Below are 19,645 nucleotides of genomic sequence, written 5' to 3'. Positions count from 1 at the left end.
GTGGTCGCGTCCACCCAGGGAACGATTCGTGCCAGGGCAGTGGTGATCGCCGTCGATCCGACCTCAGTTGGCAAACTCGTGGCTGGCTTCGCGGCGCCCCAAATGAATGCCGTCACCACCTGGTACCACGTGGCCGACCAGGACCCCAGCGAGCTTGCCGGCGGCGAGCCAATCCTGGTCCTCGACGGGGAGAACCGTGGCCCGCTGGTCAATTCCGTGGTAATGAGTAATGCCGCTCCCACGTACGCCTCCGACGGCCGCGTCCTGGTCGCCAGCAGCTCCTTGGGCACCCACCCGGGCGTGACCGACGATGCGGGGGCAGCGCGTCATGCGGGTTTGCTATTCGGAGTGGATACCACGCGCTGGCAACTCGTGGGGAAGTTCGACATTCCGCACGCCTTGCCAGCGATGCCGCCACCATTGACCGTTCGCAAGCCGGTGCGCCTCGGTGATGGGCGCTACGTCGCCGGTGATCACCGTGACACATCGAGCATCCAGGGGGCCCTCGTGAGTGGTCGTCGCGCAGCCGAAGCCGTACTGGCTGACCTGGGGTCGATCCGATGACGGTCCCGGTCTCAACGGGCGCAGCCAAGATTGGCCTCATCGGCTACGGACTCGCCGGCTCGGCCTTCCACGCTCCGATCATCAGCACCACCGCCGGTCTGGAGTTGGCTGCGATCGTCACCGGGAGCCCCGAACGCGCGGACGAGATCGGGCAACGCTACCCAACCACTACCGTCGTGCCTGACGTTGCGACGCTATGGGAACTCACCCTCGACGCCGTCGTGATCGCAACACCCAATAGCTCACACGTACAACTGGCCAGCGACTGCATCGAGCACGGAGTCGGCACAGTCGTTGACAAGCCATTGGCGTTAACTAGCGCGCAGGCAGCGGACCTGATCGTCGCCGCCGACGCCGCCCAGGTGCTGCTGACGACCTACCAGAACCGCCGCTGGGACGGTGACTTCCTCACTGCGACCGAGCTTGTTGAGTCTGGGACGCTAGGGGCGGTCGCCCTGTTCGAATCTCGGTTCGAGAAGTGGCGACCAGAAGTTTCTGATGCCTGGAAGGACCAGACACCAGCTGAAGAAGGCGGCGGCATCCTCCTTGACCTGGGTAGTCACCTGATCGACCAGGCGGTCCTGCTCTTCGGCGTGGTTACCGGGGTCTACGCCGAGGTTGACGCTGTCCGCCCCAGCGCGATCGCGGAAGACAATGCCTTCCTTGCCCTGACCCATGCCGGTGGAACCCGCTCGCACCTGACGATGAGCGCTACCGCTGCGGACCTGGGGCCCCGACTGCGACTGCTCGGCACTGAAGGCGCGTATGTTTCCTGGGGACTTGACCCGCAGGAAGCGGCCCTACGACGTGGAGACCTACCGGGCGCTGGTTGGGGCGTACTGCCAGCAGACGATTGGGGTACCCTGAGCGGAACAACCACCCCTGGGCCGCTACCCACACACCCAGGCGACTACCCAGCCTTCTACCGGGCGCTGGCCGCCGCTCTTCGGGATGGTGGGCCGCCGCCGGTTGATCCATCCGACGCCGTGACCACGCTGCGGATCATCGAAGCGGCCCGCGAATCGTCAGCGTCGAGGACCTTCGTGAACCTGACCGCATAGGTCCGGGCCTGCTCGCTAGAGCGGCCCGAGATGCCTCGCGAGTGTCACATGACTAACGTCGTGGAACATGGCGACCGGCACTGCATCGATGCTGACCGCCTTCCCGACGATGCGTGGGTATCGCCGCCGCTGGGGTCGACGCGATCTGCTGGCCGGAATCACGTTCGGAGCGATCACCATTCCGGGCCAACTGGCCACTGCCCAACTTGCCGGGATGCCACCAATCACCGGGCTCTACGGCTTCTTTGTAGCCTGCGTGATTGGTGCCGTCATCTCCGGCAATCGTCACTTGGCCTTGGGGTGCGACAGCACGGTGGCCCCGATCCTCGCCGCTGGTCTGGCCACCTTTGCCGTCGCGGGCTCCCCCCGATACGTGGGATACGTCGCGGTGACCACTCTGCTGGTGGGCATCATCTTGCTGATCGTCGGCGTCGCGCAGTTGAACTGGGTGGGCGACCTGCTCTCCAAACCGGTTGTCACGGGATTCCTCGGCGGCATCGCAGTCACGATCGTGGTCCATCAGCTACCGGGGTTGTTCGGCGTTGAGGCCACCGGCAGCCTGCCGATTCCGCGGGTCCTGTCGGTCATCGGGAACCTCGGTGAGACGAGCGTGGAGACGCTGGTCGTCGGTGTCCTGGCTCTTGCGGCGCTGCTGACCGTTCCGCGGTTCGCACCCAAGTTCCCGACCGCGCTGACTGTGCTCGTCGTCGCGACGGTCGCGAGCACCGCCCTGAACCTCGCTGGCAGCGGCGTCGCGGTACTTGGCGCACTACCAGCGGGATTGCCCTCGATCACCCTGCCGGCGCTGTCCTTGGACACGATGTGGATCGTGCTCCCCACCGCGATCGGCGTTGCCATCATCTGCTTGGCGCAGACCTCGGCAACGAGTCGGACGATGGCGGCCCTCGGTGGCTACGAATCCGATGTCACTAGTGACTTTCGCGCGATCGGTGCGGCGAACGTGGCGTCAAGCCTGGTTGGTTCGTTTGCCCTCGACGCCAGTCCCCCGTCGTCCACCATCCTCGCCGACTCGCGGGGAAGGACCCAAGCTGCGGCCCTGGTCGCGGCGACGATCACACTGGTCCTGATTCTCTTCGCCGGACACCTGATCGCCAATCTGCCGATGTCGATTCTGTCGGCCGTATTGATCTACATTGCGACCAAGATATTCCGCCTCGATGACATGAAGGCGATGTACCACTACTCGTGGCGATCCTTCGGACTGATGATGCTGACGATGTCCGGTGTCATCCTGCTAGGCATCGAGATTGGCCTTGCGCTCGCCGTTTTGATCGCGTTCATCTATCGCGCCAAAGTCGCTGCTCGACCGGAACTCCTGCCCCTCGGACGCACCGACGACGGCGCCTGGCTGCCGGAAGTCGACGACCGATCCCACGTGCCCACCGGCGTGGAGGCCTATCGGCTCAATGGGCCGCTGTGGTTCGGCAACGCGAACTGGTTCAAGCTCGCCATGGTCGATGAGATCAGGGATGGACCGGGAAAACCGCTGTTGCTGGTGCTTGATGGCACCCGCATCGACGACATCGACTTCACTGGAATCGATGCGCTCAAGCAGATCATCGAGGTCTGCGTACTGCGCGAAGTGACGTTTGCCATGGCTTGCCACATCGGCCGAACTGAAGAAGCGCTGAACCGTGGGGGAATTGCACGTGAACTCGCAGGTGAACGGGTTTTTGATTCGGTAGAAGAGGCAGTACAAACGCTCGGACCAACGCACCGACGAACCCACGGAGCAGGCGATGACTGACGACGCGCAAGACAATGCGGGCACCGACCCTGACCAGTTGCCCAGCGATCCGCAGATCGCCAAGTCAGCGAAGTTGGGCAAGAACGCCGCCGTCGAGGATCAGGCGAGCCTCGAAGACCGTGCGAAGGTCAAGAAGAAGGCTGTGGTCAGCGGCAACGCGCGCGTTTCTAGCAAGGCCAAAGTCACCGGCAACGCCCGCGTCAGCGGTCGAGCATGGGTCCACGGTCAATCGCTGGTGACCGGCGACGCGGCCATCTCTGGCCACGCGGAAGTCTCGGGGAACGCCCAGATCAGCGGCAACGCGCAGGTCTCCGGTCGTGCGGAGGTCGACGGCAACGCGGTCATCACTGACGATGCCTGGGTATTTGACGATGCCCTGGTCTCCGGCAATGCTCGGGTTGGCGGTCAGGTCGCCGTGTTTGGCGATGCCCAGATCAACAAGAAGGCCGATCTGGGCGGACGTGCTGCAGTTGCCAACGGGGCACGCATCGATGACCCCGCACACGTGGTGAGTCAGTTGGATGAAACCACCGGAATCGTGTGGACCGTGTACCGGGTGAAGAAGAACAAAGCCGCCGCGATGCGCGATCGCGATCCGGTCGACTTAGCCGATGTGCCCGACGAACTCTGGCGACGCGCGGTCAAAGGCTGGAAGGCCAAAGGTCGATAGGCGCTCGCGGTTAGGAGTTGGGCAGTTAGCGCCCTGAATTACGCCAGAGCCTGCTGCAGGTTCTGGTCAATCGCGGCCAGGAACTCTTGGGTGGTAAGCCACGGTTGTTCTGGGCCGACGAGCAAGGCGAGGTCCTTGGTCATCTTCCCGGACTCCACGGTCTCGACACAGACCCGCTCGAGAGTCTCGGCAAACGCCGTCACCGCTGGGGTGCCGTCCATGGTCCCGCGGTGGGCCAACCCCTGCGTCCAGGCGAAAATCGATGCGATCGGATTGGTCGAGGTCGGCTGGCCCTGCTGGTGTTGGCGATAGTGGCGAGTGACCGTTCCGTGGGCCGCCTCCGCCTCGACGGTCTTGCCGTCCGGCGTCATCAGCACCGACGTCATCAGGCCCAGCGAACCGAAGCCCTGAGCGACGGTGTCGGATTGGACGTCGCCGTCGTAGTTCTTGCAGGCCCAGACGTAGCCCCCCTCCCACTTCATCGCAGCGGCGACCATGTCGTCGATCAGGCGATGTTCGTAAGTCAGTCCGGCAGCCTCAAACTCGGCCCTGAACTCACTGTCGTAAACCTCTGCGAAGATGTCCTTGAACCGACCGTCGTAGGCCTTGAGGATGGTGTTCTTGGTGGACAGGTAGACGGGGTAGTTGCGGTTCAGTCCGTAGCGCAGCGAGGCGCGGGCAAAGTCGCGGATGGAATCGTCCAGGTTGTACATACCCATTGCGACGCCACCACCCGGGAAGTCGAAGACGTCGAACTCCATCGGGGCCGAGCCGTCCTTCGGCGTGAACGTCATCGTCAGGGTTCCTTCACCGGGTACGACGAAGTTGGTCGAGCGGTACTGATCGGCGAAGGCGTGGCGGCCAATCACAATCGGCTTGGTCCAGCCGGGAACCAGTCGAGGGATGTTGCTGATGATGATCGGCTCACGGAAGATGACGCCACCGAGGATGTTGCGAATCGTGCCGTTGGGCGACTTCCACATCTCCTTTAGACCGAACTCCGCAACACGAGCCTCGTCCGGGGTGATGGTTGCGCACTTGACTCCAACGCCGTACTTCCTGATGGCGTTTGCCGAGTCGATGGTGATCTGGTCATCGGTGGCGTCACGGCTCTCGATACCCAAGTCGTAGTACTTCAGGTCGATGTCGAGGTAGGGCAGGATCAACTGCTCCCGGATGAAGGACCAGATGATGCGGGTCATCTCGTCACCGTCGAGCTCAACGACCGGATTGAGTACCTTGATCTTGGCCATGCGAGGACCCTTCTACGTTGGGGCGTTCCCGCGGCCAGACCAGACGGCGGGCGGTTCGACTACAGGCTCGCTACGTCGGCTTGCTTGGCCCGAACAGCCTCGGCAGCGGTATGCAGCGCCGCCAACTCGTCGTCGGTGAGGTCGGTCTCGACGACCTTGCGGACACCGGCGCTACCGATTTCGGCCTCGACGCCGAGGTAGACGCCATCAACGCCGTGTTCACCGCTGACCCAAGCACACACCGGCATCACAGCGCCAGCATCATCGTGGACAGCCTTGGCCATGCGGGCAGCGGCAGCCGAGGGCGCGAAGTAGGCCGAACCGGTCTTCAGCAGAGCGACAACTTCAGCGCCGCCATTGCGTGTGCGATCGACCAACTCGTCGATCTGCTCCGCGCTCAGGAAGTCCGTTAGCGGTTTGCCGTCGACGGTGCATTTGCTCGGAACCGGAACCATGGTGTCGCCGTGTGAACCGAGTGTGAGGGTCCGGACCGAACCGACCTCAACGTCGAGCTTCTCGGCGACGAAGTGAGTGAAGCGGGCGGTGTCCAGCATGCCCGCCTGCCCGATGACGCGATGGTGCGGGAAACCGGTCGCGCGCTGGGTGAGTGCAGTCATCTCGTCGAGCGGGTTGGAGACCACGATGACGACCGCGTCCGGTGCGTGCGTGGCAACCTGCTCGGCCACGCCACGAACGATCCTGGCGTTCGTCTCGATCAAGTCCATCCGGCTCATCCCGGGCTTGCGTGGCAAACCAGCAGTGATCACGACGATCTGCGAGTCAGCGATCACGTCGTAGCCCGAACCGTCAGTTCCGGTGGTCTTGCCCACGACCTTGGTCTCGTAGCCCTCGATGGGGCGGGCTTGGTTCATATCCAGGGCGATGCCCTCGGCTTTGCCGTCAACGATGTCGGTGAGAACGACGGTGGCGAACACGTCGTATTCGGCGAGCCGCAGCGCCGTCATCGAACCGTAGAAACCTGCTCCAATTACCGAGACTTTGCCCGAACGCGCCATGATGAAGTTGAGGCCCTCCCACTAGGAAATTCCGTGGTTCGACTCTACTTGGCACGGCTTGGCTAATTGGGCGCCGGTACCCAGAACGCGAACAGCAGCAGGCCCGAAGCGAAGCTGCCGAAGACGATGAGGTCCGCGACTCGCCCGCGAACCCTGAGCATCCCTGCGTCGCGATCGGTGAGGACTAGCCGAAGCAGGAACGCGACAGCGACCGATGCGCCCAGGACGATGCACCCGGTATGGACAGAGTTGGTCGCGACCACGATGAGCCCAATAGCCATGCCGCAGAGGACCAGCGAAATGGGCCACTGCGGCAGATGCACGGCGGCAGAGCCAAATATCGGAGTGGGTTTGCGCGACGGTTGAGCATCCACCGCCGCGGTACGCTCAGCGCCGGAAGTCACGTATTGACGGTGGACCGCTCGCTCGCTCGCTGATCGCAGCGGAACGACATTGCCAACTGGCAACGGTAGGTCTGAACGCGGATCCGGAGCGGTCTGCGAATCGGCCGCGGTGTTCGAATCCGGAGCGGTTTGGGACTCGCGAGCACGCAGCGGATCGACCTCAGGCTCGGGTCGACGGTCCGCGCTGGCAGTCACAAACCCCAACATAGGCGGTTAGCCACCGTTTTCCCCGTTATGTCCGCACCTGTTTTGAGCGGTTTCCACGACGTTGCGCAGCAGCATCGCCCGCGTCATGAGCCCAACGCCGCCTGGCATGGGCGCGACGTGGCCAGCGACGTCGAAGACCGACTTGGCTAGGTCGCCAGCCAGACCATCTGCGGTGCGCGTGATTCCGACATCGAGTACGGCCGCACCAGGCTTGATCATGTCAGCGGTAATGAGGCCAGCGACACCCGCGGCAGCCACCACGATGTCGGCCTGCCGTGTCTTTTCGGCCAAGTCGCGCGTTCCTGTGTGGCACAGCGTCACCGTTGCATTCTCGGTGCGTCGGGTCAGCAGCAGACCCAGTGGCCGTCCAACCGTGACGCCGCGGCCAATGATGCACACGTCCGCCCCGGCAATCGGCACGTCGTAGAAGCGCAACAACTCGACGATTCCTCGTGGCGTGCAGGGCAGCGCACCGGCTGCCCCGAGGACCAACCGGCCAAGGTTGACCGGATGCAGGCCGTCGGCATCCTTGTTCGGATCCATCGCCTCCAGTACAGCCTGCTGATCGAGGTGGGCTGGCAGCGGCAGTTGCACGATGTAACCGGTGCAATCGGGATCAGCGTTGAGAGTGTCGATGGCCGACATCACCTGATCAGCGTGAGCGTCTGCGGGCAGATCAACCCGAATCGAGCGGATGCCGACCTCGGCACAGTCACGATGCTTGCCACTGACGTAGGCCTGGCTGCCCGGGTCCTCCCCGACCAACACGGTGCCGAGGCCGGGCCGGATGCCTGCGGCGACCAGTTGCCCGACCTGCGCAGCGAGTTCTGCCTTAACAGCAGCCGCGGCGACCTTGCCATTGAGAATTTGTGCAGTCACGTTCCCCGATTATGCCCCCGTCCGGAAGCGCGACCGACAGCGGCGAGCGCAACTGCCCCACCCGTCACCAGCACTCCGACGACGAGAGTGACGCTCACCGGCCGACCAGCCTCCGGGAACGCGATGTCAAGGACGAGCGCTCCCGTCACCTGACCAGCGATCGAGAGCAGCGCGAAGAGCAGGACACCGAGGGTTCGAACGACGCTGGCGGCGACCACGATAAAGGTGACACCGATGAGGCCACCGAACCACAGCACCGGGTTCTGCAGCGGGTTTGGTGGGCTCACCCAGTTGTGGGGTCGGACCAGGTGGCCGATCAGCAGCGCCACGGTCAGCCCCAGCCAGCCAACGACGAAGTTGACGAATCCAGCCGACCACGGCGAGTGGGCGACCACGGCAACGCGGCCATTGATGGCTTGTTGAATCGCAATAACGGCACCGGCGAATAGCGCGAGCAACAACGCCGGAACAACCAGCGAACCGCTGCTGACCTGGCTGGAAACGGCGATCGCCACGCCCAGCGTCGCAATCAACGCTGCGATGACTCGTCGAGCGGTAAACCGCTGGATCCCCGCCGGTCCTAACCCGAATCGATCCACGAAGAGGGAGTTGCCGTTCTGGGCGGCAACGACCGCGACCGTGAATACGGCGACCCCGAGGTACTGCACCGTCAGACCCTGCGCCGCAACGAAGGTCGCACCGCCCAGTCCCCCGAGCAGCTGCCACGGTGGCAGCCGTAGCTTCGCTCCCGCATGACCGCGCACAGCAGCACCCACTCTGCGAAGGGACGCGCGTTGTCGCGGAATGAGCAGGGCGATGGCAGCGACCACAATCAACCCGACGCCGAAGCTCAACCAGGCCGCGTAGATGCCGTCATCGAGCACTTTGCCGAGTTCGCCATTGATGCGCGACTGCACCACGGTCAGCGAGCCGACCACGAATGCGCCAAACATGGCGGTCGCCAGGATCGCGCGCGAGTGATGGGCCGTCGCTACCGAGGTGGGTCCCTGGTGCCGCGACACCACTAGTGGAAGAAGTGCCGTGTGCCAGTGAAGTACATGGTCGCGCCCGCTGCAGCTGCCGCGGCAATCACTTCCTCATCGCGCACCGAGCCCCCCGGTGAGACAACCGCGCGCACGCCTGCCTCCAGCAGCACTTCAAGGCCATCGGGGAAGGGAAAGAATGCGTCTGAGGCAGCGACCGCGCCGCGAACTCGGTCTTCACCGGCGCGCGTGACCGCGAGCCGGGCGGAATCAACGCGATTGACCTGCCCCATGCCAATCCCGACCGCAGCCGTGTCACTGGCAATCAAGATTGCGTTGCTCTTGACCCCGCGGCACGCTCGCCACGCGAACGCCAGGTCGGCAAGGGTCGATTCATCGCAGGCCTGTCCCGCTACCAAGCGCCAGTTGGATGGGTCGTCGCCCTCGGCCGAGATCGCATCCTTGGCCTGCATCAACAGTCCGCCGCTGATCGGTCGCGTCTCGACCCGCGGCCCTGTCTCGACCGGACTAGCCTGCAGGATCCGCAGATTTGCCTTCTGCTGCAGCACGGTCAGGGCCTCGGGCGCGAAGGCCGGCGCCACGATCACCTCCGTGAAAACATCGACGACGTTGCTCGCCATCTCCGCCGACACCTCGCGATTAGTCGCGATGACGCCACCGAAGGCGGAGATCGGGTCAGTCTCGTGGGCCTTGGCGTAGGCGACCGCGATGTCGGAGCCGGTTGCCACGCCGCAAGGATTGGCGTGCTTGATGATGGCGACTGCCGGTTCGTTGAAGTCGTACGCGCTGCGGCGCGCGGCGTCGGCATCGACGTAGTTGTTGTAGGACATTGGCTTGCCGTGCAGTTGCTCGGCTTGGGCGAGTCCTGGCGCCGAATGCTCGGTGACGTACAGGGCGGCTGGCTGGTGCGGGTTCTCGCCGTAGCGCAGGATCTCGGCACGCTCCCACACACCGGCAACCCACCCTGGGAAGCCTGCCTCGCCGTGCTCCGGGGCGACGACGTTGCCCATCCACGACGCAACTGCAACGTCGTAGCTAGCGGTGTGCCGGAATGCCTCCGCCGCCAACGCCTGCCGTTGCGCGAGGTTGAAGCCGCCGCTTTCGACGGCACTAACGACCTCGGGGTAGCGACTCGGCGAGACAACCACGGCCACCGACGGGTGATTCTTTGCCGCTGCCCTGACCATCGACGGACCACCGATGTCGATCTGTTCGATGCACTCGTCTTGGCTGGCCCCGCTGGCGACCGTTGCCGAGAATGGGTACAGGTTCACGATGACCAGCTCAAACGGAGCGACGCCTTGTTCCTCGAGTTGGACAAGGTGTTCGGCGAGTCTGGTGTCGGCCAGGATGCCGGCGTGAACCCGGGGATGAAGTGTCTTCACTCGACCATCGAGCATCTCCGGAAACTCCGTCAGATCCGCGACCTGGGTCACGTCGATCCCGAGTTCAGCGATGGTCTTGGCAGTCGATCCGGTCGAGACGATCTCAACTCCTGCCTGGGATAACGTCTGCGCGAGCTCGCCAATCCCGGTTTTGTCGTATACCGAAATTAACGCGCGTCGTATTGGTCGTTCGGTCACTGGAACCAAACCTGCCTTCCGGAGATGGATAACGATTGACGGCACAGCCGTTCGATGGTGTCCACGAGCAATTCCCGTTCGAGCACTTTGATGCGCTCATGCAAGCTCGCCTCGTTGTCGTCGCGCTGCATGTCAACACTTGCCTGGGCCAGCACCGGTCCCGTGTCCACCCCGGCATCAACCAAGTGGATCGTGCACCCGGTCACTTTCACACCGTAGGCAATAGCGTCTCGTACCGCGTGGGCACCCGGGAATGCCGGCAACAGCGCTGGGTGGGTATTGACGATCTGATCCGGGAACGCGCGCAGAACCTCCTCGCGCAGGATCCGCATGAATCCGGCACTGACCACCCAGTCCGGTTCGAACCGTTGAATCTGCCGCGTCAGTTCCTGGTCCCAGGCAACGCGATCGCGGTGGTCGGCGGGATCGACCACGAAGGTGGGGATGCCTGCTGCCGCGGCTCGATCCAGGCCGGTGATTCCAGCTCGGTCTGCACCGACCGCGACCACCTGCGCCGGGTAGTCCTCGGCGGTTGCATCGATGAGTGCCTGGAGGTTGGATCCGGTGCCGGATATCAACACGACTAGGCGCGCGCGCGGATCACTCACACGACCGATCCTAGATGCGCACCGACCGAGCCACTGCTCCGCCGCACTGATGAGTGCCTGGCTGCGATTACTGGCCCTTGAACTCACGGCGAAGGCGCGAACGCTTTGGCATCTCGGCTGGCTGATCGGTGACGTCGACCATGGTTCGCCTCGACCGCCACCGGCGCAGGGAACGCCCGACATCGGTCAGCAGACCACCGACGATGAACAGGGCGAAGGTGGCCAGCGCTACCGGAATTGCGCTCGGGCCCATCATGGCCAGCCGGCCGGAACCGAGCCCGCCCCCGCCCACGACGCACAGCACCAACACAGCGCCCGCGGCGATGCCCGCGACCCATACGCGCTCGCGCAGCGAGGCCACGCTGCGGATCGGCAAGGGTCCGTCCCGATGGAGAACTTTGACGGCCAACCCGCCCGCGATAAGTGGGAACACGAGCAAGGCCGGAGCCCACGGCGCGGCACTTCCGGGTACCGCTGCGAACAACGGGAACGCTGGCAATGCTCCGGCACTGACCCCGAACATCGATACCGACGTAGTCCCGCCGACGGCGAAGCCCGGTCCGACCAGGTATCCGACTGCCCAACTCAGGGCATTGGGCAGGTAGGCCACCCCGAGCAGCAACAGAAACACGTTGCCGAGCAGGCCTGGGCCGAGTTGGGCCAGCATCTGTTTGGCAGTGCTGAAGTGAACAACCAGGGAGATTGCGATCAAGCTGGCCGCAGCAGCCAGCAGGGCCATGAATCCAGTGACGGCTGCGTGCGTCCGTCGCCGCATGGTGGGGGTGAATCGATCGGCCAACGAGGGCCAGAGCCCAGCCTGCCAGGATGCGCCTCCCCCGAACGCCAGCACTGCGAATAGTCCGCTTCCGATCAATGCGTACAGGGGCTCGACCGACGCCGAGTCCGTGGCGGTGAACCCAGCCAGGAACAGGCCGAACGTCGCATACACGCCAGCGGCCGCAGCCACTCCGACTCGCAGTTCGCGCCACATGCAGGCACCGCTGCGTCGTGCTGCCCAACTGCCCGCGCGCCACAACAACCAGCCGGGCAGCAACACGATCCCCACGGGCAACTCCGACACCGAACCGCCGGGAATGGATACCGGGATGTGATGGGCGACCAGCCAGGCCGTTCCGGTCATGTCCAGGGCACTGCCGACATCGCCGGAGCCTGCGCCCATGATCCAGGCACCAATGACCACTGCACCGACGATCAGCAGGGTGATGACTGCGCTCCACCCAGCGGCCAATGCGCTGGCCATCGGTGCGCTGAGCCGTTCGGTGACGGCGTCCGCGCGGCTGCGCATGACCCGGGTCCAGGCCTGTCGCCGCCCGCCTTCAGGGGTGGGTTGGCGGCCCCCGCGCGACGGCGGCCGCGCACCGGCGGAAGCATCACGCCTCGCGGCGCGGCGCAACTCCAGTCGCCGATAAGCCATGTCCGCTAGCCTCGCACTGAATCAGCGCACAACGGGCTCTCGACCCGCCGGACGCCGTTCGAGCTACAGCGATTCGATGATCTGCCGCATCAGCACAGCGGTCTCCGACGGCGTTTTGCCGACTTTGACGCCCACTGCCTCGAGCGCATCCTTCTTGGCCGCAGCGGTGCCGGAAGAACCGGAGACGATCGCGCCCGCGTGGCCCATCGTCTTGCCCTCGGGAGCCGTGAAGCCGGCGACGTAACCGACGACGGGCTTGGTGATGTGCTCGCCGATGTACGCGGCCGCGCGCTCCTCAGCGTCGCCACCGATCTCGCCGATCATGACGATGGCATCGGTCTCGGGATCGTCTTGGAACGCCTGCAAGCAGTCGATGTGGGTAGTGCCGATGATCGGGTCTCCACCAATGCCGACGCAGGTGGAGAAGCCAAGATCACGCAACTCGAACATCATCTGGTAGGTCAACGTGCCGGACTTGGATACCAGGCCGATGCGACCGGCCTTGGTGATGTCGCCGGGGATGATGCCAGCGTTGGACTTGCCTGGGCTGATGAGGCCGGGGCAGTTCGGGCCGATGATGCGCGTATTGCCGTGCTCCAGCGAGTAAGCGAAGAAGTAGGCGGTGTCGTGGACCGGGACACCCTCGGTGATCACGACACACAGTGGTACGCCCGCGTCGACCGTCTCGATAACGGCCGCTTTGGTGAACTTCGGCGGCACGAAGACCACCGAGACATCGGCACCGGTCGACTCCACTGCCTCGCCGACGGTATTGAAAACCGGGATGGTCTGACCGTTTGATTCGACGGTCTGTCCACCCTTGCCCGGCGTCACGCCAGCGACGATGTTGGTCCCGCCAGCGATCATGCGGTTGGTGTGCTTGGTGCCCTCAGAGCCCGTGATGCCCTGCACTAGCACGCGGGAGTTCTCGTTGAGATAGATAGCCATGGTGTTCGTTCCCTCTCAGACCGACGCTGCTAGTTCGGCGACCCGACGTGCGGCGTCGTCCATGGTGTCGACAAGTTCGATGATGTCGTGCTCAGCCTCGTCGAGGATTCGACGACCTTCAGCGGCGTTGTTGCCGTCGAGGCGACAGACGAGCGGCTTGTCGACGTTGTGGCCCTTGGCGGCGAGCATCTCGATCGCCTGCACAATGCCGTTTGCGACCGCGTCGCAGGAGGTGATGCCACCGAAGACGTTGACGAACACCGCCTTCACCTCGGGATCTCCGAGGATGACATCGAGGCCGTCGGCCATGACCTGGGCAGAGGCTCCGCCACCAATGTCGAGGAAGTTGGCGGGTTTGACGCCCCCGAATTCCTCACCGGCGTAGGCCACGACATCCAGCGTGCTCATGACCAAGCCAGCTCCGTTGCCGATGATGCCGACCTCGCCAGTGAGCTTGACGTAGTTGAGGCCCTTCTCGGTGGCCTTGAGTTCCAGTGGATCGGTCGCTGCGTTGTCGACCAAGGCCTCGTGGTCGGGATGACGGAAACCAGCATTGTCATCCAGGGTGACTTTGCCATCGAGGGCCAAGATCTTTCCGCTCGGATCCTTCACCAGCGGGTTGACCTCGACCAGCGTCGCGTCCTCATTGACGAAGGTGTCCCACAGGGTGACCAAGACATCGGCGACCTGATCCGCCACCGCCTCGGGGAAGCCGGCCTCGACCACGATCTCCATGGCCGTGGCCTTGTCCACCCCGGTCAGCGCGTCGATGTGCTTCTTGACCAGCGCATCGGGGTTGTTGACCGCAACCTCTTCGATCTCCACGCCACCCTCGACGCTAGCCATCGCCAGGAAGGACCGGTTGGAGCGGTCGAGCAGGAAGGATACGTAGTACTCCTCCTCGATATCGCTAGCCTGCGTGATCAGGACCTTGTTGACAATGTGGCCTTTGATATCCAGCCCCAAGATGCCTTCGGCCTTCTCGGCGGCCTCGTCGGGGGTAGCGGCCAGCTTGACGCCGCCTGCCTTGCCGCGCCCACCGGTCTTCACCTGCGCCTTGACGACGACTGTCGTCCCAATGCGCTGCGCGGCGGCTTGGGCCTCAGCCGGGGTCACCACGACTTCGCCAGTTTGAGTTGGCACATTGTGTGCCGCAAACAGTTCCTTGGCCTGGTATTCGTATAGATCCACGTGCCAACTCCGCAGTCAGTTATCAGTTTCCGATGGGGTTCTGCAAACTCTACGAGCCTAAACCCGCACCATCTAGGCTGCGGTCGCTGGGCCTACGGTTGATCGAACCCACTCGACGATCTCGGTGGTGGTGGTGCCCGGGGTGAACACCTTCGCGACCCCCAACTCGTGCAGCGGCTCAATGTCGTCCTCGGGAATGATGCCGCCGCCAAACACCACGATGTCGCTGGCGTCACGCTCTTTGAGTAGCTCAATAACTGCCGCGAAGAGGGTCATATGCGCGCCGGACAGGATGGACATCCCGATCGCGTCAACATCCTCTTGGATGGCTGCCTCGACGATCATCTCCGGAGTCTGGTGCAAGCCGGTGTACACCACTTCGATGCCAGCGTCACGCAGTGCTCGGGCGACAACTTTGGCACCGCGATCGTGGCCGTCGAGGCCCGGTTTGGCGACGAGAACGCGGATGGGTGAGGACGCCACGCTTGCTCCTTCGGTTCAATCAGGCTCGCGAAGAACGAACTGCCGACAATCACAGCACGTGACAGGCGCCCCGGCGTGCCCTGGGTTTCTACCTACGAAGCGTAGCCGCGCGGACTTTCACACGAGTGTCGAGGTGTATTGACCTGCACTTGGTCCCGAGGTGAGTTACCTTTCAACTTATGTCCGACGAGCCCGCGACCCCAACGGGGCCGATGCGCAGGGCCAGACAGCGGGCGCGTAACGCACGGATCCTGACCCGCAAAGCGCGCAAGGCCGTAGTGAGCCCCGCCGGGTTGAAGGGCACCGCGATCGAGTTTGCTTGGGTTGCCACCCATTTGGCCATGTACCCACTTGGCCTGGTCGAGGAGAAGGCGCGCGAAGAGGTGCTACGGCACAACTTGGAGGGCCTGCCGCCCATTCAACGCGGCCTCATCATCGGAGACGTGGAAGCCGCCGGAACCCCAATCATCATGGTTCACGGCGTGATCGACAATCACTCAATCTTCACCGTCCTACGCCGCAGCCTGAGCCGCCGAGGATTCGGTCGCGTCATCTCCTTGAACTACTCACCACTGACCGACGACATTCGCCGCGTCGCACGTCGGCTGGCGATGCTCGTCGAATCTGTTTGCCGCGAGACGGGCTACGAGCGCGTCCACATCGTTGGCCACTCCATGGGTGGCGTGGTCGCGCGCTATTACGTCCAGAAACTCAGCGGCGACGAGCGGGTACACACGCTCGTGACACTCGGATCACCGCACGCTGGCACGACCTTCGCGCGGTTGGCTCCCCATTCGATTGGTCGGCAGTTGCGCCCCAACAGCGACCTGCTGGCCGAGCTTGACGAGCCAGCGGCTGACTGCCGCACCCGGATGATCGCGATCTGGTCAAATCTTGACCAGGTCATCGTCCCGCAGCGAAATGCCCGGATCGTTCATCCGGACCTGAATGCTCGCAACGTGTTCGTACGTGGAGTCGGGCACATGTCCCTTCCGGTCGACGGACGGGTCGTACACGAGATTTCCACTGCGTTGTCCCACCTCGACACCGACGGCTCAACCCTCGCCGCTGGCGCCACGTCGATCAACAGCAGCACAGCGCGCAAGAGTTCACCCGTCGGCGCCAGTGACAAGCCCGCCACGACTGCGAAGGTCGCGCGCTAGAGCTTCTCGACTGGCGCGTACCGCAGGAGCAGTCGTTTTACACCCTCGCCGCCGAAATCGACGGAAGCCTCGGATGTCTCGTCGGCCCCGGCGGTGGTAACAACCGTGCCCATCCCAAACCGCGGGTGCAACACCCGATCCCCTGGACTGAGCGCAACGATCTGGCGATTGCCCGGCGACTTTGCCCCTGGGCGAGCGGCTGCCTTCACCAGTTCCGGAGCCGATCCCCAGCTCGTGTTCGGTGTCCGGCGTCGGTAGGCGTCGCCTGGGGCCATCCTGCGGCTAGGCAATTCGGCGTCGACCCGTTTGAACACCATCGACTCGTCCCGACGCCAGTCGATGAGTTCACTGGGTAGCTCATCGAGGAATCGACTCGGCGGACTGTTCACCGGAGCGCCCCATTGCCGACGCATCACAGCACGGGAGATGTAGAGCTGTTCGCGCGCTCGGGTCACCCCGACGTAGGCCAGTCGACGTTCCTCTTCCAACTCGTCGCGATCAGTCGCCCGTTGATGCGGGAATACTCCCTCTTCCATACCGGTCAGGAACACCGCCGGGAACTCCAGCCCCTTGGCCGTGTGCAAGGTCATCAACGTGACGACCCCGCCATCTGAATCCGGGATCTCATCGGCGTCAGCAACAAGGGATACCCGTTCAAGGAAGTCCTCGACCGTCGTGTCGGGGTAGTCCCGTTCGAACTCGGCGGCCACCGACTCCAACTCCGCGAGGTTCTCGACCCGCGCCTCGTCTTGCGGGTCACGGGAATCCTTGAGCAGCGCCAGGTAGCCGGACCGCTCGAGGATCTCGTGGATCAGGTCCCCGGCGTCGAGGCCACCGTCCAACTCAGCGCGCAAATCATCCATCATCTGCACGAAGGCCCGGATCGACTTGAGCGACCGAGGGGCGATTCCCGACGACTCGTCGATCGACCGCAGTGCGTCGCCAAACGACGACCGATCCTCCCGAGCCAGCGCCTCCACGGCGTTCTGCGCGGTATCACCGATCCCGCGGCGCGGCGTGTTGAGGATTCGTCGGATCGCGACGTCGTCGTGCGGGTTGACTAGCGCGCGGAGGTAGGCCATCGCGTCACGGACTTCCCGGCGCTCATAGAACCGCAGACCCCCGACGACTTTGTAGGGCAACCCGAGGCGGATGAAGACCTCTTCAAGCGCGCGAGACTGCGCGTTGGTTCGATAGAACACCGCGATGTCGGCAGCTTTTCGATCGTCGGTCCTGACGAGCCGTTCGATCTCGTTCGCGACGAACGCTGCCTCATCGTGCTCGTCATCGGCGACGTACCCGACGATCTTCGCGCCCTCGCCGGCCGCAGTCCACAGCCGCTTCTCCCGGCGCTCAATGTTGCGCGAAATCACCGCGTTGGCGGCGGTGAGGATGTTCTGCGTGGAACGGTAGTTCTGCTCCAGCATGACGACCTGTGAGTCCGGAAAGTCCCGCTCAAAATCTTCGATGTTCCGGATCGTGGCCCCACGGAATCCGTAGATCGACTGATCTGCATCACCGACAACGCACAACTCTGCCGTCGGCGCGGCCTCTGATCCGCCAGCGAACTCCCGGACCAGCATGTACTGGGCGTGATTGGTGTCCTGGTACTCGTCGACGAGTACGTGCCGGAACCGCTGGTGGTAGTAGGCCGCCGCCTCCGGAAACGCTTGGAAGAGCGCGACCGTCTGCCCGATCAGGTCATCAAAATCCACCGCACCGGAGCGCCGCAGCCGAGTCTGGTAGTCGCGGTATACCTGCGCCAGCACTTTCTCCTGGGGGGCCACCGCTTGGCTGGCAAAAGTCTCTGGATCAATCAGTTCGTTCTTGAGATTCGACACCTGGGAGGCCAAACCCCTAGGAGTGTGGCGCTTGCTGTCCAAGTCAAGGTCCTTGATGACACCGGCAAATACCCGCTGCGAATCCGCGGAGTCGTAGATCGAAAACGAGGTCGGCAGGTCGAGGCGGTCGGCTTCACGGCGCAGAATCCGCACACACGCCGAGTGGAACGTCGACACCTGCATCGACCCTGCCCGCGAGCCCACGAGTTCGGTGACGCGCTCGCGCATCTCCGCTGCGGCCTTGTTGGTGAACGTGATTGCCATGATCTCCCACGGCGCGATAGATCGGTCCCGAACCACATGCCCGATTCGACGCGTCAACACCCTGGTCTTGCCGGAGCCAGCACCGGCAACCACGAGTAACGGCGTACCGGAGTGAACGACCGCCTCGCGCTGGCGTTCGTTCAAGTCGTCAAGCAGCGGATCGGCCACCCACCGATCCTAGGTGGCGCCACTGACCGTCCGTCATCACGGCGCCTACCATTGCCGTCAGACCCGGACCGTCCCGCTTCGCTCAACTGGCAGCGGCGGTCGAGGTTGCCAGGGTGGATCGGACTTGTCGGGTGAATCGTGACCCAAGGAAGGCATTCATGCTCGAGGACAGTGAAGTCGAACGGGTGCTCGTCGTCACCGCGCACCCAGACGACGTGGACTTCGGTGCTGGCGGCACCATCGCAACCTTTACTGACGCGGGGGTGGAAGTCTCCTACTGCATCGTCACCGATGGCGATGCCGGCGGTTTTGACCCGGCGGTACCGCGCAGCGAGATCCCCACGATTCGACGAGCAGAACAGACAGCTGCGGCGGCCTGCTGCGGCGTCACCGATGTTCGGTTCCTCGGGTACAAGGACGGCGAACTGGCGGTCAGCCACGAGTTGCGCCGCGACATCTCCCGCGTCATTCGGCAGGTACGGCCACAGCGGGTGCTCATCCAATCGCCCGAGCGCAACTGGGAACGGATCTACGGTTCGCACCCCGATCACCTCGCCGCCGGCGAAGCCGCGATCCAGGCTGTCTACCCCGACTCGCGCAACCCGTTCGCGCACCCGACGCTGCTCAACGATGAGGGCTTGGCTGAGTGGTCGGTGCCGGAGGTTTGGGTGATGAGTGCCAAGGCGCCAAACCGCTACGTCGACGTCACCGAATCGCTCCATCGCAAGCTGGCAGCGTTGCGCTCCCACGAATCGCAAACCGCCCACATGACCGAACTGGACACAATGATTCGAGGCTGGCTGACGATGAACGCGACCGCTGCTGGCCTGCCGGAAGGGCGCTTGGCCGAGGCGTTCATGGTCGTGTCGACGGCGTAATGGAAGGATGCGGGCATGTCCTTCATCTTTAACTTGCTCGTTGTCCTGCACTTCCTGGGTCTCGCATCGCTGATCGGTGGGTTCCTGGTTCAGATCAAGACCTCGCCGCGCGCGATCAACAACGCGATGCTCCACGGTGCGCTCACCCAGTTGGTGACCGGAGTCGCGCTGGTCGGTCTGTCCTACCCCTTGCACGACAGCAATCCCGACGACTACAGCCTTCCCGACAACGCCAAGATCGGCGTGAAGTTCGTGGT

19 protein-coding genes are annotated in these 19,645 nt (G+C 63.9%); 7 read left to right on the top strand and 12 right to left on the bottom strand.

The window, feature by feature from the left end; all coding sequences use genetic code 11:
- The 4 genes from KAZ48_06885 to KAZ48_06870 all read left to right on the top strand — a co-directional run.
- Positions 1–564 (top strand): FAD-dependent oxidoreductase (locus KAZ48_06885; protein ID MBP7972509.1); only part of this gene is annotated, 564 nt, incomplete at its 5' end.
- Positions 561–1,625, top strand: coding sequence for a Gfo/Idh/MocA family oxidoreductase (locus tag KAZ48_06880; GenBank protein ID MBP7972508.1), 1,065 nt, complete (start codon positions 561–563; stop codon positions 1,623–1,625). The genes KAZ48_06885 and KAZ48_06880, both read left to right, overlap by 4 nt.
- Before the next feature lie 67 nt (positions 1,626–1,692).
- The gene (locus KAZ48_06875; protein MBP7972507.1) at positions 1,693–3,393 is read left to right on the top strand and encodes a SulP family inorganic anion transporter; all 1,701 of its coding nucleotides are present in this window, start codon (positions 1,693–1,695) and stop codon (positions 3,391–3,393) included.
- Complete coding sequence (locus KAZ48_06870) at positions 3,386–4,063, top strand: hypothetical protein (GenBank protein MBP7972506.1); 678 nt, start codon at positions 3,386–3,388, stop codon at positions 4,061–4,063. The genes KAZ48_06875 and KAZ48_06870 overlap by 8 nt, the downstream gene beginning before the upstream one ends.
- Positions 4,064–4,101: 38 nt before the next feature.
- Here KAZ48_06870 and KAZ48_06865 read toward each other — a convergent pair whose 3' ends face one another.
- The 11 genes from KAZ48_06865 to KAZ48_06815 form a co-directional block, all read right to left on the bottom strand.
- Entirely contained in the window at positions 4,102–5,316 is a 1,215-nt protein-coding gene (locus KAZ48_06865) for an NADP-dependent isocitrate dehydrogenase (GenBank protein MBP7972505.1), read from the bottom strand.
- A gap of 59 nt (positions 5,317–5,375) precedes the next feature.
- Entirely contained in the window at positions 5,376–6,332 is a 957-nt protein-coding gene (locus KAZ48_06860; protein MBP7972504.1) for a malate dehydrogenase, read from the bottom strand.
- 62 nt (positions 6,333–6,394) lie between these two features.
- Positions 6,395–6,931 carry a DUF3017 domain-containing protein gene (locus KAZ48_06855; GenBank protein ID MBP7972503.1) on the bottom strand — a complete coding sequence of 179 codons (537 nt, stop codon included), beginning with the start codon at positions 6,929–6,931 and terminating at the stop codon, positions 6,395–6,397.
- 18 nt (positions 6,932–6,949) lie between these two features.
- The gene (locus KAZ48_06850) at positions 6,950–7,822 is read right to left on the bottom strand and encodes a bifunctional methylenetetrahydrofolate dehydrogenase/methenyltetrahydrofolate cyclohydrolase (GenBank protein ID MBP7972502.1); all 873 of its coding nucleotides are present in this window, start codon (positions 7,820–7,822) and stop codon (positions 6,950–6,952) included.
- Positions 7,819–8,844, bottom strand: a complete 1,026-nt coding sequence (locus KAZ48_06845) for a DMT family transporter (protein ID MBP7972501.1) — start codon at positions 8,842–8,844, stop codon at positions 7,819–7,821. Before KAZ48_06845 ends, KAZ48_06850 begins: the two co-directional genes overlap by 4 nt.
- Before the next feature lie 2 nt (positions 8,845–8,846).
- Positions 8,847–10,409: a bifunctional phosphoribosylaminoimidazolecarboxamide formyltransferase/IMP cyclohydrolase gene (purH, locus tag KAZ48_06840; protein MBP7972500.1), complete on the bottom strand. Its 1,563-nt coding sequence runs from the start codon at positions 10,407–10,409 to the stop codon at positions 8,847–8,849.
- Complete coding sequence (locus KAZ48_06835) at positions 10,406–11,200, bottom strand: phosphoribosylglycinamide formyltransferase (protein ID MBP7972499.1); 795 nt, start codon at positions 11,198–11,200, stop codon at positions 10,406–10,408. Before KAZ48_06835 ends, purH begins: the two co-directional genes overlap by 4 nt.
- A complete protein-coding gene (locus tag KAZ48_06830) occupies positions 11,085–12,323 on the bottom strand; it encodes a hypothetical protein (GenBank protein ID MBP7972498.1) in 1,239 nt (412 codons plus the stop codon). Before KAZ48_06830 ends, KAZ48_06835 begins: the two co-directional genes overlap by 116 nt.
- A gap of 192 nt (positions 12,324–12,515) precedes the next feature.
- Positions 12,516–13,400, bottom strand: a complete 885-nt coding sequence (gene sucD / locus KAZ48_06825; protein ID MBP7972497.1) for a succinate--CoA ligase subunit alpha — start codon at positions 13,398–13,400, stop codon at positions 12,516–12,518.
- Between the two features lie 15 nt (positions 13,401–13,415).
- Positions 13,416–14,591, bottom strand: a complete 1,176-nt coding sequence (gene sucC / locus KAZ48_06820) for an ADP-forming succinate--CoA ligase subunit beta (GenBank protein ID MBP7972496.1) — start codon at positions 14,589–14,591, stop codon at positions 13,416–13,418.
- Positions 14,592–14,663: 72 nt separating this feature from the next.
- Entirely contained in the window at positions 14,664–15,074 is a 411-nt protein-coding gene (locus KAZ48_06815) for a cobalamin B12-binding domain-containing protein (GenBank protein ID MBP7972495.1), read from the bottom strand.
- 179 nt (positions 15,075–15,253) lie between these two features.
- On the opposite strand from KAZ48_06815, the gene KAZ48_06810 reads away from it, so the two are divergent.
- Positions 15,254–16,237: an alpha/beta fold hydrolase gene (locus KAZ48_06810; GenBank protein MBP7972494.1), complete on the top strand. Its 984-nt coding sequence runs from the start codon at positions 15,254–15,256 to the stop codon at positions 16,235–16,237.
- On the opposite strand, the gene pcrA is transcribed toward KAZ48_06810, so the two are convergent.
- The gene (gene pcrA / locus KAZ48_06805; GenBank protein ID MBP7972493.1) at positions 16,234–18,510 is read right to left on the bottom strand and encodes a DNA helicase PcrA; all 2,277 of its coding nucleotides are present in this window, start codon (positions 18,508–18,510) and stop codon (positions 16,234–16,236) included. The genes KAZ48_06810 and pcrA overlap by 4 nt on opposite strands.
- A gap of 158 nt (positions 18,511–18,668) precedes the next feature.
- Here pcrA and KAZ48_06800 point away from each other — a divergent pair, with 158 nt between their 5' ends.
- Positions 18,669–19,388, top strand: coding sequence for a PIG-L family deacetylase (locus tag KAZ48_06800; protein MBP7972492.1), 720 nt, complete (start codon positions 18,669–18,671; stop codon positions 19,386–19,388).
- Between the two features lie 15 nt (positions 19,389–19,403).
- Positions 19,404–19,645 (top strand): hypothetical protein (locus KAZ48_06795; GenBank protein MBP7972491.1); only part of this gene is annotated, 242 nt, incomplete at its 3' end.

The organism is Candidatus Nanopelagicales bacterium (genome assembly GCA_018003655.1).
Taxonomy (GTDB): Bacteria; Actinomycetota; Actinomycetes; order S36-B12; family UBA10799; genus JAGNDY01.
This window is presented reverse-complemented; position numbering and strand designations above follow the sequence as displayed.